The sequence below is a fragment of the Pseudonocardia sp. DSM 110487 genome (assembly GCF_019468565.1).
Lineage (GTDB): Bacteria > Actinomycetota > Actinomycetes > Mycobacteriales > Pseudonocardiaceae > Pseudonocardia.
In genome coordinates, this window is record NZ_CP080521.1 from 4,418,992 (window position 1) to 4,443,070 (window position 24,079).

Here is a 24,079-nt window from a genome sequence, read left to right on the forward strand (position 1 = left end):
CGGCATGAATCACACGAGGCGGTCCTATCCGGGCTGATACGTTCGCGAAATGCGGTATGAGCATTTGACGCGGTCCCGCCTTTTCCGGGTCGGCACCGCGGTGGTCGCGGCAGGCCTGTTGGCGCTCGCTGCGGCGGGCTGTGGCCTCGCCGGCGGGTCCGGCGACGACCGGACGATCACCGTCATCGCCACCGACACCCCGCCCTACCACGGCCCACTCGACCTGGCGGCGAAGAAACTGGAGGCGGAGGGCTGGAAGCTGGACGTCACCTACGTCATCGACATCGTGCAACCCAACCACGTCGTCAGCGCCGGCGAGATCGACTTCAACTTCTTCCAACACGGCGCCTACCTGCAGACGTTCAACCGGGACAACGGCACGAACGTCGTCCCGCTCTTCTACGTCGTCGGCTCGCCCGCGGGCGTGTACTCGACCCGCCACGAATCCCTCGACCAGCTCCCCGACGGTGCGCGGATCGCGCTTCCGGTCGACCCGGCCAACAACGGCCGCGCGCTGCACCTGCTGGCGGAGGCCGGCCAGCTGCAGCTGCGCCCCGGCGTGCAGGTCGTGAGTACCTCCCAGCAGGACATCACGGCCAACCCACGGAACTTCCAGTTCGTCGAGGTCGACCAGCAGACGCTCACGCAGACGCTGCCGGACGTCGACGCGGGCTTCCTATTCTCCCGCCAGGCCATCGAGATGAAGCTGGACCCGGTGGGCGACGCGCTGCTGCGCGAGCAGGACACCGACGCGATCCCCTACCGCATCGTCGTGGCCGGGCGGCCCGACGAGGTGGGCTCGGAGAAGGCACGTGCCCTGCAAGCGGCGCTGCAGAGCCCCGAGGTCGCCGACTTCTTCACGAACTTCTACGGCGACTGGGCGCCGCTGCCATGGGGAGAAGACCCGCAGCAGCAGGTCGGCCAGTGGTGGCAGGCCTCGTGATCACGCTCTCCGGGGTCACGAAGACGTTCGGCCCGCTGCGGGCAGTGGACGACGTGGACCTGCACGTCCCGGCCGGATCGGTGCAGGGGATCATCGGCTTCTCCGGAGCGGGGAAGTCCACGCTCGTCCGGATGATCAACCTGCTGGAACGGCCCGACTCGGGATCGGTCACGGTCGACGGCGTCGAGCTGACCGGGCTCTCCGACGACGAGCTGCGCCGGCAGCGCACCCGGATCGGGATGATCTTCCAGCACTTCCACCTGCTCAACAACCTGACCGCGGCCCAGAACGTGGAGCTCGCGCTGCGGGTGGCCGGGGTGCCGCGGGACGAACGGGCGCGCCGGGTCGCCGAGTCACTGGCCGTCGTCGACCTGACCGGGAAGGCCGACGCCTACCCGGCGAAGCTCTCCGGCGGGCAGAAGCAACGGGTCGCGATCGCGCGTGCGCTCGCCAACTCCCCGACGGTGCTCCTGTGCGACGAACCCACCAGCGCCGTCGACCCGCGCACGACGATCACCGTGCTGCGCTACCTGCGCGAGGTCAACCAGCGCCTCGGCATCACGATCGTGCTGGTCACGCACGAGATGAACGTGGTGAGGGCGATCGCGGACGACGTCGCGGTGATGGAGGAGGGGAAGATCGTCGAGCACCTGCGGCTGGACGGCACACCGCTGCGGCCGCGCACCGAGATCGCGCGCTTCCTGCTCGACGACCGGCTCCGCCTCGACGAGGACGAACCGGAGGAACGCCGTGCCGGGTAGCGGTGGCTGGGACACGTTCGTCACCGAGGGGCTGCAGATCCCATCGCACGACCCGTCCGTGATGATCTCCGCGCTGGGCGCCGTGACCGAGCACCTCGGCCTGGCGTGGACCAGCTCCGTGATCCAGGAGCACCCGTTCACGTTCGCGCGCCGCGCCGGCACGCTCGACCACCTCACGGGCGGTCGCGTCGGCTGGAACATCGTCACCTCGGCGCTGGAGAACGCCCACCGCAACTTCGGGCTGCCCGGCCTCACCCCGCACGACGACCGGTACGCGTGGGCCGACGAGTACGTCGACGTCGTGTACCGGCTCTGGGAGGGCAGCTGGGACGACGGCGCGCTGCTCAAGGACAAGGCCGCGAGCCGGCACGCCGACCCGTCCCGGATCCACAAGATTCACTACGAGGGGAAGCGGTACTCGGTGGAGGGGCCGCACCTCGTGGCCCCGTCACCGCAGCGCACGCCCGTGCTGTTCCAGGCCGGGACATCGCCCGCCGGGATGGCGTTCGCGGCGCGCAACGCCGAGGCCGTGTTCATGTTCGCCGGCTCGCTCGGCAACGCGGAGAAGGTCACGACCACGGTGCGCAGACTCGCCGTCGAGCACGGCCGCAGGCCCGAGGACATCCGGTGCTTCGCCGGGCTGTCGTTCGTCGTCGGGAGCACGGAGGCCGAGGCCCGCCGCCGCAAGGCAGAGGCCGACGAGTACATGTCCGCCGAGGGGCTGGCTGCCCACATGCTCGGCGGCATGGGCGTGGACCTCGGCGACGCGCCCCTCGACACGCCGCTGGCCGACCTGCACGTCGAGGGTGGGCGCGGCGTGCTGCAGGCGATCATCGACTCGGTTCCCGGTGGGCGCCCGACCATCGAGGACATGGTCCGCTACCGCGCGGAGCGGATGCGGCTCGTCGGCACGCCCGAGCAGATCGCCGACGAGCTGGAGCGCTGGCAGGGCGCGGGCATCGACGGGATCAACATCATCAACCACGTGCTCCCCGGCAGCTACACCGAGGTGATCGAGGGCCTGCTCCCGGAGCTTCGCCGCCGTGGGATGGCGCAGACCGAGTACGCGCCTGGGACGTTCCGGGAGAAGCTCTTCGCGGGCGTCACGGGACGGCCTGCGGACGGACGGCTCGATGATCGTCACCCGGCTGCCGCATTCCGTGGCGCATTTCGCGGAGCGGGGAATACGCGCAGCGGCTAGGGCTTTGTCCCGGTCATGGCGACCTCGTTCTCGGTGACCTGGGACTACCGCTGCCCATTCGCCCGCAACGCCCACGAACACATCCTCACGGGCCTCGACGCCGGCGCCGACTGGAATGTGCGGTTCCTCCCGTTCTCGCTCGGGCAGGCGCACGTCGAGGAGGGCGGGGTGAGCGTGTGGGACGACCCCTCGCAGGACTCCGGGATCCTCGCCCTGCAAGCCGGGGTCGTGGTGCGCGACGAGTACCCGGAGGCCTTCCCGGCCGTGCACCGCGCGCTCTTCGCGGTCCGCCACGACGCGGGCCTGCACCTCGAGGACCGCACGGTCGTCGAGAAGGCACTCACCGAGCACGGCGTGCCGGCAGCGGCCGTCTTCGAGCGGATCGACTCGGGAGCCGCGCTCGCGAAGGTCCGCGACGAGCACGAGAGCTACGTCGCCTCGCACACGGTGTGGGGCGTGCCGACCTTCATCGCGGGCGACGAGGCCGTGTTCGTCCGGCTCATGGACCGCTCCCCGGTCGGGAGCGAGCCGGCGTCGTCGATCAGGACCATCGAGCGGGTCGTGGACCTGCTCACCGGCTGGCCGGAGCTCAACGAGTTCAAGCACACCGTCGTCCGCCGCTGAACCCGGATCGAGCGGAAACGGAACCGGCCACCCGGCACGCGTCACGACAGGGCGCGCATCGGGTGGCCGGCTGGCGGAGGATCAGTAGTCGCCGCTCGGCGGCAAGGTGTCGGAGCCGGCGTCCTGGCCGAGCATCTCCGCAACCATCCCGAGGTGGATGTCGATGTACCGCTGCGGGTCGCTCACGATCCGGCCGACCTCGTCCTGCGCGAAGTTGGCTTCCTTGTAGTGGTTGTTCATCCAGTGGTTCGCGATGCCGTCGACCGGGCTGGTCGGGATGAACCCGGGGTCTTCAGCCGTGGTGCCGGTCGAGGGCTCGTCGTAGTCGTGACCCTCGTCGGCGAGGGCCGAGCCGGCCCCGAGCGCCGAAAGGGCGAAGACGCCGCCGGCCACGACCGCGCCGCCGCGGCCGATGGTGCGCAGCCGAGCCACGCGGTCTGCCCTGTGGTCTGCCATGTATTTCTCTCCTCATGTGGGGGTGGACTGTCAGCGGCTGCGCTGAACGGCCCTGCACTTGGGGGGCCGAGAGGCGGGAAGCCATCCGCCGACCGGGTGAGGAAATCACGCAGAGTGTTTCAGGTGATGATCGCTTTGCAACAAGGGCGTTAACTGCACGAGGTTACGCACAGGCGCGTAATTTCTTGTTTTGGGCAGGTATCTGGTCCCTCACATGGCATGAATGGATTTGTGAAGTCAGGTCCATCGGCGCAGCAGCCGGCGCTCGGCGGGCCGGACGCTGCCGGTCGCGTCGGTCTTGTGGCCGTCGGAACGTGTCAGGCGCTCGGGCCGCCCACCAGCACCGACCAACCGCCGTCCAGCCGCACGGTGCTGCCCGTCGCCGGCGCCAGCGCGGGGTCCAGTGCCAGCGCCACCGCCGCACCGACGTCGGCGGGCTCGAGCATCCGGCCGAGCACGGAGTCGGCGCCGAGCTTCGCCACCTGCTCCTCGCCCAGCAGCGACTCCACGGCGGGTGTCCGGACCGCGCCGGGCGCGACCGTCACCACCGCGATGCCGTCGCGGGCGCTCTCCGCGGCGACGTGGCGGGCGAACGTGGCCAGCGCCGCTTTCGCGGTGCCGTGGGCGACGCGGCCGCCGCCCACGTAGTCGGCGGCGGTGCTGCCGACGAAGACGATCCGTCCGGCGCCCTGCGCCCGCATTTCCGGCAGTACCCGCGTGACCAGGTGGAACGCCCCGGCGAGCTCGCCGAGCACCTTCCCCGAGAATGCCTCCCACCCGATGTGGGCGAGCGCCGCGAACGGAGGCTGCACCGTGTTCGCGTTGAGGACCACGGCGTCGAGCCCGCCTCGTTCGGCGATGACGTGCGACACCAGCGCGTCCACATCGTCGCGGTCGGTCACGTCGGCCCGCACCGCCTGCGCGCTGCCCCCTCGGCCGACGATCTCCGCGACCACCCGCTCCGCCGCCTCGGTGTCGCCCCGGTAGTTCACGACCACGTGGTGCCCCCGCGCGGCCACCGCGGCCGCGATAGCCGATCCGAGCCCCTTGCCGGCGCCGGTCACCAGGACCGTCGAGCCATCCATGATCGAAAGGCTAGGGAACGCGATCCGCGCACGGAAAGGGCTCACCTCCGGGTATGCCCCTGACCGCGGGGTGAGCGCCCAGGCCGTGGCCACGGGGAGGTGCCCCGCGTGACGCGTTCCACAGCTGCGAACGGCGGTGGGGGATTCGTACGGTGGTCGGCATGCAGCTCCCGACCTATCGCTGGTGGACGGTCGCCGCGCTGGCCGTCACCGCGACGGCGGGTTACGGGGTGCTCACGTACGCGTTCGCCGTCCTGCTCGTGCCGATGCAGGAGGCGCTGGGCGCCGACCGGACCGCCGTCACCGGCGCCCAGACCGTCTCGCTGCTGGCTGCGGCGCTCGCCGCGGTGCCGGCCGGACGCTGGCTCGACCGCAGGGGCGGGCGGACGCTGATGGTCGGGAGCTCGGTCCTCGCCACGGTGCTCGTGCTCGCCTGGTCGCAGGTGAACAGCCTCCTCGCGCTGTACGTGGTGTCGATCGGGCTCGGTGTCGCGTCTGCGGGCGTTCTGTACGAGGCGGCATTCGCGGTGGTCGTCAGCTGGTTCCGCGATCCGCGGCGGGGCACGGCGATGCTCGCGATCACGATCGCAGGCGGCTTCGCCTCGACGATCTTCATGCCACTCACCGCGGTCCTGGTCGAGGCGTACGGCTGGCGGCAGGCGCTCGTCGTACTGGCCGTGATCTACGGCGGTATCACCGTTCCGCTGCACCTGCTGGTGCGGCGGCCGCCGGACTTCGCACCGCAGCGGCGCGAGGCTCGGAAGAACGCGGCTGCCGCTGTGCGCGATCCGGGGTACTGGCTGATCGCCGGTGTCTTCGTCGCCCAAGGGATCGGCATCTTCGTCGTGGGCGTCCACCTGGTCGCCTACCTGCGCGAACTCGGTCATGCCTCGACGGTCGCCGCGAACGTCGCGGGGCTGCTCGGCGTGATGTCGGTGACCGGGCGGGTGGTGACGACCTTCGCTGCCCGCAGGTACGGGATGAGCGTGGTGGCGGTCGTCTTCGCCCTCCAAGCGGTTGGGCTGGCGCTGCTGCCGGTCGTCGGGAACGCGCTCGCGCCGGCTGTCGCGTGCGTGCTGGCCATCGGGCTCGGCTTCGGCGTCAGCACGATCGCCCGCCCCACACTGCTCGCCGATCGCTACGGCGTGGCCGGATACGCCACCCTCGCCGGGCTGCTCGCCGCGATCCTCACAGTGACCAAGGCGTTCGCGCCGCTGGGCGCCGCGTGGCTGCGCACGGTCGCCGGCACCTACACGCCGGTGATGGCGATCTCCGCGATCGGCGGGCTCGTCGGCGCTGCCGGGTTACTCGCGCTCCGCCCCGCGCGCTCGGCCATCCGAACGCCTGTTGCCTGACCTCCCGGGCCTCAGCCCGCCTGCTGCTCCGGCCGCAGCCAGGCGGTCCACCGCTCGATCGCGAGGTAGCCCATCCGCTCGTAGACCGGCCGGCCGTCGTCGCTGGCGATGAGCACGGCCGGTCGCGTCGGGTCGGAGAGGGTGGCGGCCCACGTCACGGCGGCCCCGGCGCCGCGACCGCGCGCCGCGGGCAGGGTGGCGACGAACTCGACGAGCGTGACACCGGCGTGGTGGTGGGCCGCTGCCACCGCGGCGGGCTTCTCGTCGGACCAGGCGACCCATACCCGGGTGCTCGGCTGGAGGAGCGTCGGGTCGAGCAGGTCACCCGGTGCCAACGGCTCCAGGTCCGGTAGCGGGTAACCGTCGACGAGAATCCGCTCGGCCACGGCGAGTTCCTCCGCGTCGCGCACCTCGTGCACCTCGATCCCCGGCCGCGGCGAGTCCGGCCCGGGGCCGGGGAAGCGCACCATGAGCGGCGGATGCCCGACGAGGCCGAGCCCGTACGGGCGCAGATCCGCGGTGGGCCACGCACTGACCAGCATGTAGGGCACGTGCGATGGGAGCAGGGTGCCGATGTCGGCCAGCACCTCCTCGGGACGGGCCAGCGGCCGGGTCAGGACGACCGGGTTGGTGAACGCTCCCCGGTCGCCGATCCAGCCCCCGGCCCATGTCGGGCCCGACCGCCACGGCCGTCCCGCAGCGGCGGCCAGTGCGGTCGGCCATGACGCGTGCACGAGCACGGCCTGGCGGAGCAGGGTGTCCTCGTCGGGCAGGTCGGGCTCCCAGCCCGTCGTGAGGTGCTCGTCCTGGGGCGGAAGGATCGATGCGCTCATGGGTGCCTCCTTGCAGCGCGATCTGGAAGAACTCGCGGGGAGGCCCCGCGGCGCTACTTGCGTTCCCGCGTGAGCACCGGATCGAGCGCCCGGACCGCTGCGTCGAGCAGGCGCGGGTCGGCCTGCGGGCGAACGCGCAGGTGCAGCCGTTCGGGCGCGACGGGCGGGAGGTCCGCGCAGCGTTCGAGCCCTTCCGGGGTGGCGAGGCCTGCGACCAGGGCGACGCCCAGCCCGGCGCGGGCCGCGTTCAGGACGCCCGCGAGGTAGGCCGCCTCCCCGACGACGGTGGCCTGCATGCCGCTGTCGGCGAGCGTCTGCAGCGCCCGCTTGCGGATCGTGCACGGGCTGTCGATCACGACGAGCGGGATCGGCCGGTCCGGCGGCGGACGGCGCCACCCCGGCGCGGCGTACCAGGTCAGTGGGAGCGCACCGGCGGAGACGGCGCCGGCGTCGCCCGCATCGCCGATGTACATCGCGAGGTCGAGTGTGCCGCGGTCGATGGCGTCGTTGAGCCGGCTGGACCGGTCGAGCCGGAAGCGCACCGCGGAACCGGGGAACAGCTCCCGCAACGCGTTCATCACGCAGGGGAGCAGTTCGTCGGCGGCGTGCTCGGTGGTGCCGAGGACGATCGACTCCCGCGAGTCGCCCACGGACAGCCGCCGCAACGCCTCGTCGTGGGCGGCGAGGATCCGGCGGGCCTCCCCGATGAGGGCCTCGCCCTCCGGGGTGAAGCGGCTGGTGCGCCCGTCGCGCTGGACAAGGGGGCGTCCCACCGCCTTTTCGAGGCGCCGGACGTGCTGGCTCACCGCCGACTGCGACAGCGCGAGCGACCCGGCCGCCCGGTGGAACCCACCACAGTCGGCCACCGCCACGATGCTGCGCAGCGCGACGATGTCCAGGACGGCGGGCATGGGCGGGACGCTAACACCCATCGATCGCGTCTCGTGATCGATTGTGATGAGCATTCCTCGTTGGACAGGACGGCGGTCTTGTTGTTGGCTCGGATCATGCCTCTGACGCGGCGCCGGGTGATCGACCACGGCACGGTGAGCTCCGCGGGTTGTCGCCCGGCCTGATCCGCCGGCCGGCAACGATTCGTGAGGAATGAGGTGGGCCCGCATGACGTCTGCGGGAGCGGTACCCGATATCGCTGAGTGGAACGAGCCCGAGGGCATCGCCCCGCGGGGCACACTGATCGTCCTCCCGGGGCGTGGTGAGCATCCCGGGGTCTACGAGCGCTTCGGCAGGCGGATCGCCGCCGACGGCTATCGCGTGCGGGCGGTGTCCGACCCGACGCTCGACGAGGCGCGTACGCGTGAGCAGGTACGCGCGCTGCTCACCGCCGCAGGCCCGGAGCCGAGGGTGCTGGCAGGCTCCGACGCGGGGGCCCTGTTCGCGGCTGGTCTCGCCGCGACCGAGCCGGGGGTCGCGGCGCTGGTGCTCGCCGGCCTCGTCACCGAGGAGGGCGGATCACGCGGTGCCACGTGGGACGACGAGCTCGACGCCCGCACCGCCTGCCCCACGCACCGCGGCCGGCTCACCGACGACGACGCCGTGCGTCGCGGCGCACTGGCCGAGCGCGTACCGCCCGAGTGGCTCGTCCGCGCGAAGCCGGAGGCGATCGGCGTGCCGGTGCTCGGCGTCCACGGCGCCGACGACGCGGTCAGCCCGCTGGCCGCGGCCCGCGCCTGGTACCGGCGGGTGCCGTCGGCGGAGCTCGTGAGCATCGCGGGCGGCCGCCACGACGCGCTCAACGACCAGACGCACCGCACCGCGGCCGCCACCGTGGTGCTGTTCCTCGAACGGCTGCGTGTCGGCGCGGATGCCCCGGCACTCGCGCGAGCGGAGGATCTGCGATGAGCCGGTACGTCGTGATCGGCGCGGGCGCGGTCGGCGCCACGCTGGCCGCGGAGCTGCACACGGCCGGGATCCCGGTGGTCCTCGTCGCCCGCGGCGCCCACCTGGCCGAGCTGCGCTGGTCCGGGCTGCACTACGTGCGCCCGGACGGTGAGCACGTCGTAGCGGTGCCCGTGGCCGCGGGCCCGGACGACGTCGAGCTGCGTGCGGGCGACGTGCTGGTCCTCGCGACCAAGGCCCAGGACGCCGAGGCCGCCATCGCCGAGTGGGCGTGGCAGCCGGTGAAGGACGCGGACGGCGGGACGGTCGCCGCGGCCGATGCCCTGCCGATCGTGCTGCTGCAGAACGGCCTCGACACCGAGCGGGTGGCGCTGCGCCGCTTCGCGACGGTGTACGGGGCTGTGATCTGGTCGCCGACGGTGTACGTCACGGCGGGCGAGGTGGTGTCGCCCGCCGACCCCGCGGTCGGCGTGATCTGGGTCGGCCGGTACCCGTCGGGCCGCGACGCCCGGCTGGAGGAGGTCGCCGCGGACCTGCGCGCGGCGCGGCACCTTGTCGAGGTCGTCGACGACGTGCCCCGCTGGAGGGCCGGCAAGTTGCTGCAGGTCATCGGCAACGCGCTCGACGCGCTGTACGAGCCAGGCCCCCTGCGCGGGCGCGCGGCCGCGGCGCTGCGAGCGGAGGCGCGGCAGGTCCTCCGGCTGGCCGGCGAGTCGCCCGCCGACCTGCGCGCCGAAACCACCCTCGACCTGGAGCGGTTCGCGGTCCGGCCGATCCCGGGTCGCCCGACGGCCGGCCGGTCCACGTGGCAGAGCTTGGCGCGGGGCGCGTCGCCGGAGTCGGACTTCCTCAACGGCGAGATCACCCTGCTGGCCCGGTTGCACGGCAGCGAGGCGCCGCGCAACGCGGCGGTGCTCGCCCGCGTGCACCAGGCCGTCCGGGAGGCGACGCCGGTCGGTTCCCTCGACGACGCCGACCTGCTGCGCGTGCTCCCCGACCTCGCCGTGCTCGTCGACCCCGACAGCCTCGCCGAGGAGCTCGCCGGGGCGAATCCGCCGATGCTGCTCGACGTCCGGTGGGCGCTCGGTGACCCGCACGGTCGCGAGCACCACCGCGAGGGGCACGTGCCGGGCGCGGTGTACGTGGACCTGGACACCGAGCTGGCCGCCCACCCTGCGGACCCGACGCAGGGCAGGCACCCGCTGCCCGACGTCGAGGACCTGCAGGCCGCCGCGCGCCGGTGGGGGATCAGCGCGGGACGCCCGGTCGTCGTCTACGACGCGACCGGCGGGCTCGCAGCGGCACGGGCGTGGTGGCTGCTGCGCTGGGCCGGGCTCACCGACGTCCGGCTGCTCGACGGCGGCCTCGCGGCCTGGACCGCGGGCGGTCGCCCGGTCGAGACCGGCCCCGGTCCCGACCCCGAACCCGGTGACGTCGAGCTGACCGGGGGGCACATGCCCGTCCTCGACGCCGACGGCGCCGCCGCGCTCGCGCGAACCGGGGTGCTGCTCGACGCGCGGGCCACCGAGCGCTACCGCGGCGAGGTCGAGCCGATCGACCCGCGCGCCGGACACATCCCCGGCGCGGTGAGCGCGCCGACCGGCGACAACCTCGCCTCCGACGGCCGGTTCCGGCGCGCGGACGAGCTGCGAGCCCGGTTCGCGGAGCTCGGTGCGGCGGGGAAGGTGGGCGTCTATTGCGGGTCGGGCGTCAGCGCGGCGCATCAGATCGCGGCGCTCACCGCGATCGGCGTCGACGCCGCGCTCTACTCGGGTTCGTGGTCGGCCTGGTCGTCGGATCCCGACCGCCCGGTGGCGACCGGGCCCGAACCCGGCAGCTCGTGACACCCGGAGCCGGCCTGACCCGGCGGCGCGTCATCGACCACGGCACCGTCTGCTCGGCCGGCTGTCCGGCGAGCTGACGTCCTCCCAGCCGGTCGTCGTAGTTCCTGCGTATGCGGTGGCGATCGGCCCTGCCGTGCCCACCGACCCCGCTCGAAAGGACGCTCGATGACCTCCGTTCCGGCGACCGCGGCCAAGAAGGTCCAGTTCATCAGCCTGTCGCACCTCAATCCGTCGACCGAGCTGAATCCGATCACGACGCGCGGGATCGACCTCGAGTACTTCCGCGCGTACGTCCGCTCGCTCGAGGAGGCGGGCTACGACTACACCCTCCTGCCGTACGGCTCGTCGGGTGCCGACTCCTTCGTGGTGGCCTCGGCCGTCGGGCAGCTGACCGAGCGCCTTCGCCCGATCGTCGCGGTGCGCCCGAACACGGCGTTCCCGCTGGTGGTCGCGCAGCAGCTCGCGACGTTGGACCAGCTCACCGAGGGCCGCGCGGTCGTCCACCTCATCTCCGGCGGCAGCGATGCCGAGCAGGCCCGGCAGGGCGACTACCTGCCCAAGTCCCGCCGCTACGCGCGCACGTCGGAGTTCATCGACCTGCTGCGCCGCGCCTGGCACGAGACCGAGGCGTTCAGCCACGACGGCGAGTTCTACAGGTTCGACGATTTCGGCCCCGGCTTCCGGCCCCACGGCGACACGATCCCGATCTCCATCGGTGGGCAGTCGGACGAGGCGTTCGACATCGGCGGGCGCAAGGCCGAGGTCTTCAGCTTCTGGGGCGAGCCGCTCGCCGAGATCCGCGCGCAGATCGAGCGCGTCAACGCGATCGCGGAGGCCGCGGGCCGGGCCGACCGCCCCCGGATCTGGGTGACGTTCCGGCCGATCATCGCGAAGACCGACGAGCTGGCGTGGCGGAAGGCCTTCGACTACGTCGAGCGGATCGGGGCGGCGTTCCGCACGGGCGCGCACTTCCAGAAGCGGGTCTCGACGGGGCACCGCAGAACGTCGGCTCGCAACGGGCGCTCGCGTTCGCGCGGAAGGCCGACGTCTACGACCGGGCGCTCTAGACCCGTACTGCGGCGGCCACGAACGCGGCCGGTGCCTCGACCGCCCTCGTCGGCAGCCCGGAGACGGTGGCCGCGGCAATCCTCGACTACGTCGACCTCGGCGCCGACCTGGTGTCGATCCGCGGGTACGACACGCTCGCCGACGCCGTCGACTACGGGCGGTACGTGCTGCCGCTCGTGCGCCAGGAGCTGGCCCACCGCGAGGCCACCGGACAGCGCGGCGCCCTCCAGGACGAGCATCCCGGCGCCCTCGCCCCCGGCTTCGACCTGGCCGCGTACGCGGGCGCGCGATGACCGCGACGATCAGTGGGACAGTTCCCGCCCTGCGCGTTCCCGACCTGTCGGACGGCGCGCTTGCGGCCGTCACCGCCGAGGTGGCGGCCACGGCCGAGCGGTACGACCGCTCCGGCGAGATCCCCGTTGCCGGCCTGGCGGCCGCACACCGGGCGGGCCTGCTCACGGCCACGGTCGGCCGGCAGTTCGGCGGGCCCGGGGTGGGCCTGCTCGACACCGCCCGGATCCTCATCGCGCTCGGCGAGGGCGACCCGTCGGTCGCGCTGCTCGCGGCCAACAACCTCAACGTCCACCGCGCCCAGGCGGTGGCCGAGCACTGGCCTGCCGACTCCTATCGTGTGGGCGGTGGCCGACGAGCCGGACGGCGACCCGGGCCGGCCGCGCGTCGGCCACGTGATCGTGCCGGCCGACGCGCGGGGGATCAGCTGGCACGACACCTGGGGCCACCTCGGGCTGCGGGCCTCGAACACCCACGACGTCGTCTACGACGACGTGCCGCTGCCGCGGGACGCGTTCGTGGAGATCCCGCGCGTCGACGGCGTCTACCGCGACCCGGCGGCCACGGCAGGCCTCGGGAGCTTCGGCCACCCGGCGCTGTACATCGGCGTGGCCAGGGCGGCGCGGGCCGCGTTCGTGCGGTACGCGCGCGAGCGCGTCCCCACCGCGCTGGGCAGGCCGATCGCCACGACCGAGCGCATCCAGACCGTCGCCGGTGAGATCGACGCCCAGATCGCCCAGGCCGAGGCGATCCTCTACGGCGCCCTGCTGCGCGGCGACGAGGGACATCTCCCGCAGCTGTCGGTGCTCAAGGTGCAGATCGGGCGTTCGGTGATCGCCGCGGTGCAGGCGGCGGTCGCCGCCCTCGGCAACCCCGCGCTCACCCGGCATCAGCCGTTCGAGCGGCACCTGCGTGACGTCCTGTGCGTCCGGGTGCACCCGCCGCAGGAGGACACCGCGCTGCTCGCCGCCGGACGTCGGCTGCTCGGCGTTTGATCAGATGGTGCGGGGCCTGCCGGCGAGTGCCCCCGTGACGGCCTGCGCGAGCACGGCCGCGAGTAGCACGGCGAACGGCACGCTCCAGCCGCCGGTGCTCTCGTGCAGCAGCCCGACGAGGAACGGCCCGGTGCCTGCGATCAGGTAGCCGATGCCCTGCGCCATGCCGGACAGCCCGGCGGTGCGGGCCGCTGAGGACGCGCGCAGCGCGATGACGGTGAGAGCGAGGGAGAACACGCTCATCCCGAGGCCGAGCAGCAGCACCCACGGGAGCACCTGCCACGGCCCCGTGGTGGGGACGAGCAGGAGCCCGAGCAGCCCTGCCGCGCCGCACGCGCTCAGCGTGAGGATCCAGCCGCTCTGGCCGCGGCCGCGGCCGGCCAGCGGGGGTACCAGCAGGCTGACCGGGAGGGCGACGATCGACAGCAGGCCGAGCAGGAGTCCCGCGTCGGTGCGGCTGACGCCGCGATCCATCAGCGCGAGTGGCAGCCAGTTCATCACGGAGAAGGCAACGAAGGCCTGCAGCCCGAAGAACGCGGTCACGATCCACGCGAGCGGTGACGCGAAGACGGAGCCGTGGCCCGCAGGCGCCGGGCCCGCGGAGGACACCCCCGGACGGCCCCAGGCGAGCCAGCCGGCGAGCGCGACGGCGCCGATCGCGGCCCAGCTCGCGAGCGCAGGCCGCCAGCCGTCGAACCGGTCGGCGAGCAGCGGGGTGAACGCGAACCCGAGCGTGGCGCCTGCCTGCAGCGCCGCGGTGTAGAGGCCGGTGACGAGACCGACGCGGGCCGGGAACCCGGCGCGTACGACCACCGGCACGAGCACGCCCGCGACGGCGACCCCGCTCGTCGCGACCACGGTGGCAGCGATCATCAAGGACGGGCCGCCGAGGATGCGCAGGACCAGACCGGCCGTGATGGCGCAGAGCGCGGCCGTGATCGCGCCACGGAGCCCGAGCCATCGCGCGACCCGCGGTGCGACCGCACCCGCTGCCGCGAGGCACAGCACGGGAACGGTGGTGAGCAGCCCGACCCAGCCCGCAGTTGCCCCGAACGTCGAGCGTGCCTGGTCGAGCACCGGGCCGACGCTGGTGATCGCCGGGCGCAGGTTGAACGCCACGAGGATCACCGCGGCGGCGAGCAGCGCCGGCCCGGCCCTCGTCCGGCCGGGCCGGGTCGTCGCTTCCGCCACGGTCACATCCTCTCCCACGGTGGGGACAGCGACATCGACCGGAGTTAAAGCAGTTGCTTGACTTAATAGCCTGGATGCGATTCACTTCCTCCACGTTCGAGTCGACGAGGAGAGTGATCCGGATGAGGGCGGTCTTGGTGACGGGGCCCGGAACGACCGAGGTCGTGGAGGTGCCGAAGCCGTCGGTCGGCCCGGAGGGGGTGCTGGTCCGGATGCGCGCGTGCGGCATCTGCGGCTCCGACGGTCACTACATCGCCCGGGGCGGGATCCCGCCGCGGGAGGGTGCGACGCCGATCGGTCACGAGCCGGCCGGGGAGGTGGTCGAGGTCGGCGCCCTCGTCGACGGCATCCGGCCGGGCGATCACGTGGTGATCAACCCGATCGCGCCCGGTAGCGGGATGATCGGCAGCGGCGGGCCACAAGGTGCGCTTGCGGAGTTCCTACTTTCGCGATCGTTCCCGAGGAGGTTCCGCTCGACGTCGCCGCGCTGAACGAGCCGATGGCCGTCGCCCGCCACGCCGTGAACCGCACGGGGGTGCGGCCCGGCGACTCGGTCGTGGTCTTCGGTGCCGGCCCGATCGGGCTCGGCGCCACGATCGGCTACAAGCTGAGCGGGGCGAAGAGCGTCGTCGTGGCCGACATCCTCCCCGAGCGGCTGGAGAAGGCACTCGCCGTCGGCGCCGACGCCGTGATCAACTCCGCGGAGGAAGACGTCGTCGCCCGGCTCACGGACCTGCACGGCGTCGGACGTACCGCCACGGGACGGCCTCGCGCGGGCACCGACGTCTACCTCGACGCCGCCGGCGTGCCTGTCGTGATCGACACCGCACTGGCGGCAGCGAAGCAGGGGGCCACCCTCGGGGTCGTCGCGCTGCACAAGAAGCCTGTGCCCGTCGACTTCGGGGCGATACTCGCCGCCGAGGTGAACATCGTGACGGCAATGGGCTATCCCACCGAGATCTTCCAGGTCACGAAGGAGATCGCGGAGAACTGGGAGCGCTTCGCGGTGATCATCAGCGACCGGTTCGAGTTCGCGGACGTGCAGAAGGCCCTCGAGACGGCGGCGACGCCGGGCGCCGCGGACAAGGTCGTGGTCACCTTCCCTTGAGGGCGTGGTTGAGACGGCGTCTGTCAATTGGGCTCGAAGGGGGAAATGCCCGTGAGTTCGGCGCTGGCGTCCCATAGGCGGGCGGCAATCGCCGTATCGGCCAAGCGGCCTCGGACAGGTTCGAGCCGAGGTGCGCCACGAAAGCCGAAGAGTCGAGGACCCCACAGTTGACCGCCGCGGACGGACGGGTCGAGAGCCGCCCGGACGGCGGGCCACGCGCCGCTGTCCTTGCCCTGCAGGAGGATCCCTGCGGGCAGCCCACGCAATCTCTGACCTGTAGTTCGAACGTGGACCGGCGGGCGGGACGGGGTGAGGGAGTCGAGCGCGCCGCCGGGGTGGTTCACCACGCTCAGCGTCGTGCTGCCCGCGGCTCGCAGTCGCCGGTCGAGCTCGAACCCGAACAGCATCTGCGCCAGTTTCGACCGCGCGTACACCTCTTTCGGTCGGTTGTCGTGAGTGGACTGGAGATCGTCGAGATCCAGCTGTGCTGGCTTCGCCACGAAGCTGCCGGTGGTGATGATCCGACCGGCGCGCGCGGCTGCGAGCAACGGCGCCAACCATCCGATGAGCGCGAAGTGCCCGAGGTGATTGGTGGCGAACATCAGCTCGTGGCCGTCCGGGGTTTCGCGACGCCGTGGCTCGTCGAGCAGCACGCCGGCGTTGCACACGGCCGCGTCGAGGGTGTCCACCTCCAGCGCGTCTACCGAGGATTTGAGCGAGGACAGGTCGGCCAGGTTCAGTCGGAGGTGGCGCACCCGCGCGCCAGGGACGCGTGAACGGATCGAGGCCATCGCCGCTTCGGCCTTGGCCGGGTCCCGGCTGCCGAGGACGACGGTGGCACCCGTACCGGCAAGCTGCTCCGCGACGAAGTACCCGATGCCCGTGTTGCCGCCGGTGACCAGGAAGTTCTTGCCGTCGGCTCGCGGTAGCCGATGGACATCCCATGGCGGGGTCGAGGCTGCGGACGGTATGACGGCTCCCCGAGGGTCGACGTGGTCCGGGCATGGGTGGTGCGCCTGGGCAAGGTAGTCGAAGTGGCGATCACGGACCCTCTGGGCCAGGCCTCACTCGACGGAGCGGTGGCGCCGTGACGGGCGAAGCTGAGCGGTCGTGGCGCGCTGCCCCGGCCGCCGTTGCTTCGTCGGCGGGTGGTCGGGCGGCGGCAGCGCCGTGCCGCGGTAGCTGTGCCCGGTGGGTGTGGTGACCTTGAGCGTGTGTCGGGGTCCGGGTTCGGGTCGAATCTCCCAGCCGGGCGCTTGGCGGGCGTAGTTGCACTGGGCGCAGGTCCCGTTGCCGTTGTCCGCGGAGGTCACGCCGTCCTGGTGGTGGGGTTGGGCGTGGTCGATGTGGCGGATCGGGGCGTCGCACCATGGGGTGCGGCAGTACTGGTCGCGGACCTCGATGAACTTCGCGAGCCCGGCCGGGAAGGTCCGCCGGGTGGAGTCCATGGCGATCAGTCGCCCGGTGTCGGGGGTGGCGTAGAGGCGCCGCAGCCAGGCGGCCTCGGCTTCGGCGGCGGCCACGGCGAGGCGGCGGGCCAGGTCGGCGGGGATGGGCCCGTTCTCCGTTAGGTGCGCGGGCTGGTCGCTGCCTTCGCCGTCGCCGAGCAGGGTGCACTCGGACATGATCAGGTGGATCTCTACCGGTACCCCGGTGGCGGTGGCCTGTCCGGTGACGCGCTGGACGAGGATGTCGGCCATCAGTTGGCCGCGGGTGCGCCCGTCGCCGGCGGCGATCGCGGTGTCGGCGGCCTTGCGGAGCGCCGCGTACACAGCCACGCCCTGCGCCACCGGGAGCAGCGCGGAGACCTGGGCCATGGTGTCGGGGGCGGGGCGGCTGGTGACGCGGCGCTCGGATTCGGCCTTGGCTCGCCGCCGGGTGACCGCGGCCGGGTCGAGCCGGTAGGCCAGTTTCTGGATCTCGCCGGTCAGCCGCCGGTCACCCCACCCCAGCAGTGCGGTGGTGTCGGCGCACAGCTGGGTGTCGATCAGTTCACGGTGCTCGCGAGACAGGCAGGCGGTCTCCCTTGCGAGCAGGGTCGCCCGCCATTCTGAGAGCGCGCCCTGTGCGAGGGCGGCCAGGGTGTGTGGCATCTCGCCGACCAGGACTTTGGCCAGGCCGAGGTGTCGACTGCCGCGGTAGGCGGACTCTTGGCGAGCCAACGCCACCTGCGCCGCCACGCCCCATCCCTGCCGGTCGGCGGGGACGCCGGCGGCGGCGTGCGCGGCCCGCACCGAGGCGTCCAGGTCGACGGTGATCCGGGCCTGCACGGCCGCGGCGGCGGATTTCAGGCGTTCGAGGGCGCGGAGTTGGTCGATCCGCTCCGCATCCGACACATCCCGGCGGACCTCGCCCAGCAGCCCGATCCAGCCGATGATCGCACCGGAATCGAGCGGGGTATCTGGTGGGTCGACGCTGGTTCTTGGCATCGCATTCGTCGTCACGGCACACGTTTCTCCCTCATCGAAGAATGGTTCGGGGCTGTCCGTGGAGAGGGTGCAGGACGACAGGGTCGGCGCGGTTTCCGTCACGCCCTCGAGTTTATTCGAAGAGATGTTCGAGTGGCAGGGTCTGTTCGGGTGATCGATGCGTTCACGATTGCGAACGATCATGGTGCGACTCGGCGAGTCGGCGGTGGTCCGGCAGATAAGTATCGATTGTGTTTGCGCAATGGGCCCGTTCGCCTCGTCCAACACGGCGAGAAGGATGCAAGCTCTGGTCGCCCCGACCTGACCCCGGAGAGCAGCCGCTGCCCGAGTTCCTCGCGGAGTGGGCGAGAACAATCGTGGACCGCGACTACCAGCCAGCTCTTTGAGCCCGATCGGCGGCAACCCGATTGCGGCCCCGGCTGGATGATCGGCACGATCGAGTGTATGACGAGCGGTGGGTTGCCGGGCTGCGTGATCGTGTCCGGGATGCCGGGCGCAGGCAAGACGACCGTCACGCGGCTGGCCGCGCGCCTGCTCCCTCGCGCGGCCCGGGTCGGCGGCGACGACGTCAACCTCATGATCGGCAGCGGCTTCGTCTGGTTCATGGGCAAGCCAACCGATGAGGCCTTGCGCCAGGACGAGCTGTGCAACCGCAACATGTGCGCACTCGCCAACAACTTCATCGACTTCGGCTTCACCGTGCTGATGGACTCGGTGCTGGCCGACCGGCCGGAACTGGACTTCTTCCTCGCCCTACTGTCGCCGCGACCCGCGCGGCTGGTCATCCTCGCGCCCGGCGTCGCCGTGTGCCGCCGCAGGAACGCCATGCGCGACCCGCAGGACCGGTTCGAATTCGACGGGTACGAGCGTCTCGACGCCGATATGAAGCGAGAGTTCATCGACTGCGCCTGGTGGTTCGACACCGCAGCGCTAACGCCGGAGGAGACGGCCGAGCAGCTCATCGCCGGCGTCGCCCACCGCGCCCCGATCCTGCGCCCCGGTTGGAACGCCTGGTTGCGTCAGCTCCACCAGGTGTAAAGCTCCTGCGCCGCAGTCCTCACCACTGAACTCAGCGGCCCGTGGCGGCGGCTCGGGCTCCGGGGCGTCACCTTCGCTGTCAGGCCGTCAATCGGAACGTGGAGTAGGTGACCGTGATGCTGTTCGGCGCTGTTGCCGGGTCCCGTTCGGTGGTCGCCGCAGCCCATGATCCGGAGTTTCGGTTGCTCATGGTTGTGGGGGCAGCCGTGGACAACCGCTAGTTCGGATCATGTCCGCCGCCGGTCGAGGGGTCGGGGTGGGTCAGGCGCGATCGTGTCGGTCCATCGGGTCGGTCTGGTCGGGCCGCTGCCGGTGGGCGCGCCGTTCCCGGCCCGGGCCGCCCGGCGCCCGCCTCGCGGTCCGGGGCTCGCGCGTGTTCCCGCCCGTTCACCTCGACCCCGTCGCCGTGCGGAGGTGGCTGGGTTGGGTGCACCACCGAACCCTGGAGTTGCGTGGGCGGCCGTCCCGACTGGGGGGCACGCCTGTTCTCGACGAGACCGCCGCGGGTTGGGTGCCACGCGACCGGCTGTGGTCCCGACCCCCTCCACGCCCCAGCCCTCTCCCGGATGATCGAGGCGCCCCCTCGGGGCTGGGCTGCGGGCAGGTCCGTGATCAGCAGGAACGGGGTACCAGCTGCAGGGGGTGCAGCTCCGGTCCCGATTCCGCTGATCACGCCCCAGGTTCCCAGGGGCGGCCAGTGGGCGAGGACGGGACCACAGCCGGTCGGCGGCCGGGCAGGGTGGCCGTTGACCCGGCCGCCGGGCGCGCCCGTCGCCTCTCCCGTGATCATGGTCGGGTGAACCTCGATGTTCCCGGCGCGTTCGTCGCCTCGTACGGCAGGAACGCGTGGATCGATGAGTTGCCCCGGCTCGCGGCGGAGGTGCTCGACCGATGGGAGTTGCGGCTGGACGGCGCGGCCACCCACGGCATGGCGGCGGTCGTCCGGCCGGTGGTCCGCGCCGACGGCACCCCGGCCGTGCTCAAGCTGCAGGAGCCGCGCGACGAGACCACCGGTGCCGTACTCGGGCTGCGGGCATGGGACGGCGACGGGGTCGTGCGCCTGCTCGAGGGCGACGCGACCACGGGCGCGATGTTGCTGGAGCGGTTGGACGCCGGCCGGCCGCTGTCCACCGTGGTCGACGACGCCGAGGCGATGGAGATCCTCGCCGGCCTGCTGGCCCGCCTGGTCGCGGCGCCGGCGCCGGAGGGTCTGCGGCACCTGGCCGACGTCGCCGCCGAGATGCTGGCCGAAGCACCACGCACGGCGGCGGCGCTCGCCGATCCCGCCGAGCAGCGGCTCGTGCGCAGCTGTGCGTCCGCGGTCGCCGAGCTCGTCGGTGAGGCCGGTGACCGGCTGCTGCACTGGGACCTGCACTACGACAACGTCCTCGCCGGTGACCGCGAACCCTGGCTCGCCATCGACCCGGAATCGCTCGCGGGCGACCCCGGATTCGATCTGCTGCCCGCGCTGGACAGCCGGTGGGACGCCGTGGTGGCGACGGGCGACGTCACGCGGGCGGTGCTGCGCCGCTTCGACGTCCTGACCGAGGCCATCGGCGGCGACCCGCGGCGGGCGGTCGGCTGGACCCTCGGTCGCGTTCTGCAGAACGCGCTGTGGGATGTGGAGGACGGCAGGCGCACGCTCCACCCGGCCCAGGTGGCCATCGCGGACATCCTGCTCCGGTGCCGATGAGTCCCCGCCCCTCGAGGCCCGTTCAGGCCCGGTCCGGCAGGCTCCGCATGCGCTCCAACAGCTCGGCGAGGATCCCGGCGTCGGTGCCCAGCTCGGCGGTCAACGACTCGCCCACCGACTCCACAGCGGGGGCGAACCTGGCGTGCTCGGCCCGTCCGTGGTCGGAGAGGAACACGAGCACGCGCCTGCGGTCGGAGTCGTCGACGCGACGGTAGACGAGCGCGCGGTCCACCAGCCGATCGACGATCTTGGTGAGGGTGGGTGCGGGCACCATCGCCCTGGCGGCGATCTCGCTCATCGGGTGGCCCTCGCCATCGGCGAGGTGGGTGAGCACGCGCCAATGGTCGAGAGTGGGGCCGTCCGGGCCGAGTGCGGCCTCGACCCGCCGGGAGACGAGGTGCTCGACCTGGCTGAGCAGCTCCGGTATCGACATCCACACCTCCTCGCACGAAACGAGTTCGTGACACGACACCGCGCCCGGCGAACACTGTCATCGTAAACACTGGCACTCGGAACACTGTCACCTCGAAACACTGCACCTCGAACCGAACGACCCGACGACGCGAGCGGGAGGTCGGATGGGGCGGGACGCTGTCGAGATCGCCTTCGTCGTGCCGCGGAGCGGGCCGGCGGGCATCATCGGCCCGTCCTGCGAGGCGTGTGGGCTGCTCGCCGCCGACGAGATCAACGCGGGGGGCGGCCTGCTGGGCCGGGAACTGCGGCTGCGGGTCGTGGACGGCGGGCGCGCGCCCACGGTGGTCGCGCGTGAGGTGGACGCGCTCGTCTCCGCCGGCGTCGTGGAAGGTGTCACGGGCTGGCACATCTCGGCGGTCCGCCAGGTGGTGGCTCCTGTCGTGTCCGGGCGGGTCCCGTACGTCTACAGCCCGCTGTACGAGGGCGGCGAGCGGACGCCCGGCGTCTTCCTCGCAGGTGAGACGCCCGATCGCCAGTTGCTGCCCGCCCTGAGCTGGATGGCGCGCGAGCTCGGGGTGCGTACCTGGTGCGTGGTCGGCGACGACTACGTCTGGCCGATCGCGTCGGCCCGGGTGGCCCGCGACTTCGCCCGTCGCCGCGCCGACGTGGACATCGTCGACGAGGTGTTCGTGCCGTTGGGTGCCCTCGACTTCGGCCCGGCCGTGCGGCGTGTGGAGCGAAGCGGCGCGCAGGGTGTGCTGATGCTGCTGGTCGGCTCGGACGCGGTGCTGTTCAACCGCGCCTTCGCCGCGGCGGGGCTCGACGCCGCGTGCGTGCGGTTCAGCCCGCTGATGGAGGAGAACATGGTGCTGGCCACCGGGGCCGACGCCACCCGTGACCTCTACGCGTCGGCGGGGTTCTTCGAGGCCCTTCCGACCACGTCGGGCCTGGACTTCTCGCGGCGCTACGCGGAGCGCTTCGGGGTGCAGGCTCCCGTGCTCGGCTCGCTGGGGGAGTCCTGCTACGAGGGCGTCACGCTGCTCGCGCGGCTCGCCGAGCGGGCGGGTGGCCTGGTTCCGGGGGAGTGGGCGGCCGCGGCCGACGCCCTCGCCTACGACAGCCCGCGGGGCACGGTGCGGATGGCAGGGAACCACCTCGTGCAGAGCGTCTACCTGGCGCGGGCGGACGGGCTGGACCTCGACGTGGTGGCGCAGCTGGCGCCTTGACGGAACCTTTCCATCGCAATAGTTTCATATGACAGTATCGCCCAGCTGTCAGAGGTGGCCGTGCCGACCTACGCCTACCGGTGCCCGCGCTGCGGCGAGTTCGAGGTCCGTCGCCCCATGGCCGAGGCCGCGTCCGAGACGGCCTGCCCGCACTGCGCGGTCCGGGCCGCCCGCGTGTTCGGCGCTCCGGCGCTGCGCGGGCTCGAACCGACCGTGCGAAGGGCGCTCGACGCGAGCGCCCGCAGCGCCGACTCCCCGCAGGTCGTGACGTCGGTGCCGGGCCGCTCCCGGCGCGCAACCCCGGTCTCAACGGACCCCCGCCACGCCCGGTTGCCCCGGCCCTGACCCCCGCTCCCAGGAGGCTCGCATGCCCGATGTTGTCTTCTCCGTCGACCAGGCCCGTTCGATGCGCGACCAGGCGGTGCCCGGACACAACCGGTGGCACCCCGATATCCCGCCTGCCGTCACGGTGCGGCCGGGGCAGTCGATCCGGGTCGAGTGCCGGGAGTGGACCGACGGCCAGATCGGCAACAACGACTCGGCGAACGACGTGCGCGACGTGGACCTCACGCACGCCCACATGCTCTCCGGGCCGATCTACGTGGAGGGCGCCGAACCGGGTGACCTGCTCGTCGTCGACATCCTCGACCTGGGGCCGGTGCCACAGGAGACCGGCGCCGCGCCCGGCCAGGGCTGGGGTTACACGGGGATCTTCGCCAAGGAGAACGGCGGCGGCTTCCTCACCGACCAATTCCCGGACGCCTACAAGGCGATCTGGGACTTCGCGGGCCAGAAGTGCACGTCGCGGCACCTCCCGGGCGTCGAGTTCACCGGGATCACCCACCCCGGACTGTTCGGCACCGCGCCGTCGCCCGAACTGCTGGCGCGCTGGAACGCCCGCGAGCGCGCGCTGATCGCCACCGACCCGGACCGGGTGCCCGCGCTCGCACTGCCGCCGCTCGAGGAGAACACGCTCGGCGGCACCGCGTCCGGCGACGCGCTCGCCGCCATCGGCCGCGACGGCGCCCGCACCGTGCCCGCCCGGGAGAACGGCGGCAACCACGACATCAAGAACTTCACCCGCGGCTCCCGCGTCTTCTACCCGGTGCACGTGCCCGGCGCGCTCTTCTCGGGCGGCGACCTGCACTTCAGCCAGGGCGACGGCGAGATCACCTTCTGCGGCGCCATCGAGATGGGCGGCTTCATCGACTTCCACGTCGACCTGATCAAGGGCGGTATGCAGACCTACGGGGTGACCACCAACCCCATCCTGATGCCCGGCAACGTGGAGCCGCGCTACTCGGAGTTCCTCACGTTCATCGGTATCGGCGTCGACCACGGCAGCGACACCCAGCTCTACAACGACGCCACCACCGCCTACCGCAACGCCTGCCTCAACGCTGTGGAGTACCTGACGAAGTTCGGTTACTCCGGCGCCCAGGCCTACCTGCTGCTCGGCGCCGCGCCGATCGAGGGCCGGGTCAGCGGCGTGGTCGACATCCCGAACGCGTGCTGCTCGCTCTACCTGCCCACGGCGATCTTCGACGTCGACATCCGGCCGTCCGCCGCAGGGCCTATCCACGCCGACCGCGGAAGCTGCGCGGTGTCGTCGTGACGCCCCTTGCGCGACCGGCATCGGCGGAGCACGGTCGGACTTCCTCGTCGAG

At 72.3% G+C, this 24,079-nt stretch carries 24 protein-coding genes and 2 pseudogenes; 18 read left to right on the forward strand and 8 right to left on the reverse strand.

The window, feature by feature from the left end:
• The first annotated feature begins 49 nt into the window (after positions 1-49).
• Genes K1T35_RS20560 through K1T35_RS20575 form a run of 4 tightly spaced genes read left to right on the forward strand, consistent with a single transcriptional unit; the run spans position 50 to position 3,529 of the window.
• Entirely contained in the window at positions 50-943 is an 894-nt protein-coding gene (locus K1T35_RS20560) for a MetQ/NlpA family ABC transporter substrate-binding protein (RefSeq protein ID WP_220261741.1), read from the forward strand.
• Entirely contained in the window at positions 928-1,704 is a 777-nt protein-coding gene (locus tag K1T35_RS20565) for a methionine ABC transporter ATP-binding protein (protein ID WP_220261742.1), read from the forward strand. The genes K1T35_RS20560 and K1T35_RS20565 overlap by 16 nt, the downstream gene beginning before the upstream one ends.
• Positions 1,694-2,905 carry an NtaA/DmoA family FMN-dependent monooxygenase gene (locus tag K1T35_RS20570; RefSeq protein WP_220261743.1) on the forward strand — a complete coding sequence of 404 codons (1,212 nt, stop codon included), beginning with the start codon at positions 1,694-1,696 and terminating at the stop codon, positions 2,903-2,905. The genes K1T35_RS20565 and K1T35_RS20570 overlap by 11 nt, the downstream gene beginning before the upstream one ends.
• A 15-nt stretch (positions 2,906-2,920) precedes the next feature.
• The gene (locus tag K1T35_RS20575) at positions 2,921-3,529 is read left to right on the forward strand and encodes a DsbA family protein (protein WP_220261744.1); all 609 of its coding nucleotides are present in this window, start codon (positions 2,921-2,923) and stop codon (positions 3,527-3,529) included.
• An 81-nt stretch (positions 3,530-3,610) separates the two neighbouring features.
• Here the strand turns inward: K1T35_RS20575 and K1T35_RS20580 are convergent, their stop codons facing one another.
• On the reverse strand, positions 3,611-3,985 hold the full coding sequence (locus tag K1T35_RS20580; protein ID WP_220261745.1) for a hypothetical protein: 375 nt from the start codon (positions 3,983-3,985) through the stop codon (positions 3,611-3,613).
• Positions 3,986-4,302: 317 nt separating this feature from the next.
• Positions 4,303-5,070, reverse strand: a complete 768-nt coding sequence (locus tag K1T35_RS20585) for an SDR family oxidoreductase (RefSeq protein WP_220261746.1) — start codon at positions 5,068-5,070, stop codon at positions 4,303-4,305.
• A 161-nt stretch (positions 5,071-5,231) separates the two neighbouring features.
• On the opposite strand from K1T35_RS20585, the gene K1T35_RS20590 reads away from it, so the two are divergent.
• Positions 5,232-6,425: an MFS transporter gene (locus K1T35_RS20590; protein WP_220261747.1), complete on the forward strand. Its 1,194-nt coding sequence runs from the start codon at positions 5,232-5,234 to the stop codon at positions 6,423-6,425.
• Between the two features lie 11 nt (positions 6,426-6,436).
• On the opposite strand, the gene K1T35_RS20595 is transcribed toward K1T35_RS20590, so the two are convergent.
• Entirely contained in the window at positions 6,437-7,258 is an 822-nt protein-coding gene (locus K1T35_RS20595; protein WP_220261748.1) for a GNAT family N-acetyltransferase, read from the reverse strand.
• A 53-nt stretch (positions 7,259-7,311) separates the two neighbouring features.
• Positions 7,312-8,169 (reverse strand): LysR family transcriptional regulator, encoded by an 858-nt coding sequence (locus tag K1T35_RS20600; RefSeq protein WP_255622360.1) that lies wholly within the window; start codon positions 8,167-8,169, stop codon positions 7,312-7,314.
• 208 nt (positions 8,170-8,377) lie between these two features.
• Between K1T35_RS20600 and K1T35_RS20605 the strand changes: the two genes are divergently transcribed.
• The 6 genes and pseudogenes from K1T35_RS20605 (at position 8,378) to K1T35_RS49005 (ending at position 13,313) form a co-directional block, all read left to right on the forward strand.
• Entirely contained in the window at positions 8,378-9,118 is a 741-nt protein-coding gene (locus K1T35_RS20605; RefSeq protein ID WP_220261750.1) for an alpha/beta hydrolase, read from the forward strand.
• Complete coding sequence (locus K1T35_RS49795; RefSeq protein ID WP_220261751.1) at positions 9,115-10,959, forward strand: rhodanese-like domain-containing protein; 1,845 nt, start codon at positions 9,115-9,117, stop codon at positions 10,957-10,959. Before K1T35_RS20605 ends, K1T35_RS49795 begins: the two co-directional genes overlap by 4 nt.
• 165 nt (positions 10,960-11,124) lie before the next feature.
• Positions 11,125-11,928: pseudogene (locus K1T35_RS20615) on the forward strand (LLM class flavin-dependent oxidoreductase); the annotation flags it as partial.
• A gap of 164 nt (positions 11,929-12,092) precedes the next feature.
• The gene (locus K1T35_RS48995; RefSeq protein ID WP_255622811.1) at positions 12,093-12,320 is read left to right on the forward strand and encodes a hypothetical protein; all 228 of its coding nucleotides are present in this window, start codon (positions 12,093-12,095) and stop codon (positions 12,318-12,320) included.
• Positions 12,317-12,541: pseudogene (locus K1T35_RS49000) on the forward strand (acyl-CoA dehydrogenase family protein); the annotation flags it as partial. The gene K1T35_RS48995 and the pseudogene K1T35_RS49000, both read left to right, overlap by 4 nt.
• Positions 12,542-12,665: 124 nt before the next feature.
• Complete coding sequence (locus tag K1T35_RS49005) at positions 12,666-13,313, forward strand: acyl-CoA dehydrogenase family protein (RefSeq protein ID WP_255622361.1); 648 nt, start codon at positions 12,666-12,668, stop codon at positions 13,311-13,313.
• Here the strand turns inward: K1T35_RS49005 and K1T35_RS20625 are convergent, their stop codons facing one another.
• A complete protein-coding gene (locus K1T35_RS20625) occupies positions 13,314-14,504 on the reverse strand; it encodes an MFS transporter (RefSeq protein WP_255622362.1) in 1,191 nt (396 codons plus the stop codon).
• Positions 14,505-14,626: 122 nt separating this feature from the next.
• Between K1T35_RS20625 and K1T35_RS49010 the strand changes: the two genes are divergently transcribed.
• Complete coding sequence (locus K1T35_RS49010; RefSeq protein WP_255622363.1) at positions 14,627-14,995, forward strand: alcohol dehydrogenase catalytic domain-containing protein; 369 nt, start codon at positions 14,627-14,629, stop codon at positions 14,993-14,995.
• Positions 14,996-15,003: 8 nt separating this feature from the next.
• Positions 15,004-15,612 (forward strand): zinc-binding dehydrogenase, encoded by a 609-nt coding sequence (locus K1T35_RS49015; protein WP_255622364.1) that lies wholly within the window; start codon positions 15,004-15,006, stop codon positions 15,610-15,612.
• 23 nt (positions 15,613-15,635) lie between these two features.
• On the opposite strand, the gene K1T35_RS20635 is transcribed toward K1T35_RS49015, so the two are convergent.
• Both K1T35_RS20635 and K1T35_RS20640 read right to left on the reverse strand, forming a co-directional pair.
• The gene (locus K1T35_RS20635; RefSeq protein ID WP_255622616.1) at positions 15,636-16,514 is read right to left on the reverse strand and encodes an SDR family NAD(P)-dependent oxidoreductase; all 879 of its coding nucleotides are present in this window, start codon (positions 16,512-16,514) and stop codon (positions 15,636-15,638) included.
• A 162-nt stretch (positions 16,515-16,676) separates the two neighbouring features.
• Positions 16,677-18,308: a DUF222 domain-containing protein gene (locus K1T35_RS20640; protein WP_220261753.1), complete on the reverse strand. Its 1,632-nt coding sequence runs from the start codon at positions 18,306-18,308 to the stop codon at positions 16,677-16,679.
• 156 nt (positions 18,309-18,464) lie between these two features.
• On the opposite strand from K1T35_RS20640, the gene K1T35_RS20645 reads away from it, so the two are divergent.
• Together K1T35_RS20645 and K1T35_RS49020 are read left to right on the forward strand one after the other, a co-directional pair.
• Positions 18,465-19,079: an AAA family ATPase gene (locus K1T35_RS20645; RefSeq protein WP_220261754.1), complete on the forward strand. Its 615-nt coding sequence runs from the start codon at positions 18,465-18,467 to the stop codon at positions 19,077-19,079.
• Positions 19,080-19,875: 796 nt separating this feature from the next.
• Entirely contained in the window at positions 19,876-20,772 is an 897-nt protein-coding gene (locus K1T35_RS49020) for an aminoglycoside phosphotransferase family protein (RefSeq protein WP_255622365.1), read from the forward strand.
• 22 nt (positions 20,773-20,794) lie between these two features.
• Here the strand turns inward: K1T35_RS49020 and K1T35_RS20655 are convergent, their stop codons facing one another.
• Positions 20,795-21,205, reverse strand: coding sequence for a MarR family winged helix-turn-helix transcriptional regulator (locus K1T35_RS20655; RefSeq protein ID WP_220261756.1), 411 nt, complete (start codon positions 21,203-21,205; stop codon positions 20,795-20,797).
• 145 nt (positions 21,206-21,350) lie between these two features.
• On the opposite strand from K1T35_RS20655, the gene K1T35_RS20660 reads away from it, so the two are divergent.
• The 3 genes from K1T35_RS20660 to fmdA are packed head-to-tail and all read left to right on the forward strand — an operon-like array spanning position 21,351 to position 24,027.
• A complete protein-coding gene (locus K1T35_RS20660) occupies positions 21,351-22,412 on the forward strand; it encodes a substrate-binding domain-containing protein (protein WP_220261757.1) in 1,062 nt (353 codons plus the stop codon).
• Between the two features lie 54 nt (positions 22,413-22,466).
• On the forward strand, positions 22,467-22,757 hold the full coding sequence (locus K1T35_RS20665) for an FmdB family zinc ribbon protein (protein WP_370645468.1): 291 nt from the start codon (positions 22,467-22,469) through the stop codon (positions 22,755-22,757).
• A 22-nt stretch (positions 22,758-22,779) separates the two neighbouring features.
• Entirely contained in the window at positions 22,780-24,027 is a 1,248-nt protein-coding gene (fmdA, locus tag K1T35_RS20670) for a formamidase (RefSeq protein ID WP_220261758.1), read from the forward strand.
• Positions 24,028-24,079: the final 52 nt, after the last annotated feature.

Coding starts and splice junctions, on each gene's coding strand:
- K1T35_RS20560 (WP_220261741.1), top strand. CDS start 50: ATGCGGTATGAGCATTTGACGCGGTCCCGCCTTTTCCGGGTCGGCACC.
- K1T35_RS20575 (WP_220261744.1), top strand. CDS start 2,921: ATGGCGACCTCGTTCTCGGTGACCTGGGACTACCGCTGCCCATTCGCC.
- K1T35_RS20580 (WP_220261745.1), bottom strand. CDS start 3,985: ATGGCAGACCACAGGGCAGACCGCGTGGCTCGGCTGCGCACCATCGGC.
- K1T35_RS20585 (WP_220261746.1), bottom strand. CDS start 5,070: ATGGATGGCTCGACGGTCCTGGTGACCGGCGCCGGCAAGGGGCTCGGA.
- K1T35_RS20590 (WP_220261747.1), top strand. CDS start 5,232: ATGCAGCTCCCGACCTATCGCTGGTGGACGGTCGCCGCGCTGGCCGTC.
- K1T35_RS20595 (WP_220261748.1), bottom strand. CDS start 7,258: ATGAGCGCATCGATCCTTCCGCCCCAGGACGAGCACCTCACGACGGGC.
- K1T35_RS20600 (WP_255622360.1), bottom strand. CDS start 8,169: ATGCCCGCCGTCCTGGACATCGTCGCGCTGCGCAGCATCGTGGCGGTG.
- K1T35_RS20605 (WP_220261750.1), top strand. CDS start 8,378: ATGACGTCTGCGGGAGCGGTACCCGATATCGCTGAGTGGAACGAGCCC.
- K1T35_RS49795 (WP_220261751.1), top strand. CDS start 9,115: ATGAGCCGGTACGTCGTGATCGGCGCGGGCGCGGTCGGCGCCACGCTG.
- K1T35_RS49010 (WP_255622363.1), top strand. CDS start 14,627: ATGAGGGCGGTCTTGGTGACGGGGCCCGGAACGACCGAGGTCGTGGAG.
- K1T35_RS49015 (WP_255622364.1), top strand. CDS start 15,004: ATGGCCGTCGCCCGCCACGCCGTGAACCGCACGGGGGTGCGGCCCGGC.
- K1T35_RS20645 (WP_220261754.1), top strand. CDS start 18,465: ATGATCGGCACGATCGAGTGTATGACGAGCGGTGGGTTGCCGGGCTGC.
- K1T35_RS20655 (WP_220261756.1), bottom strand. CDS start 21,205: ATGTCGATACCGGAGCTGCTCAGCCAGGTCGAGCACCTCGTCTCCCGG.
- K1T35_RS20660 (WP_220261757.1), top strand. CDS start 21,351: ATGGGGCGGGACGCTGTCGAGATCGCCTTCGTCGTGCCGCGGAGCGGG.
- fmdA (WP_220261758.1), top strand. CDS start 22,780: ATGCCCGATGTTGTCTTCTCCGTCGACCAGGCCCGTTCGATGCGCGAC.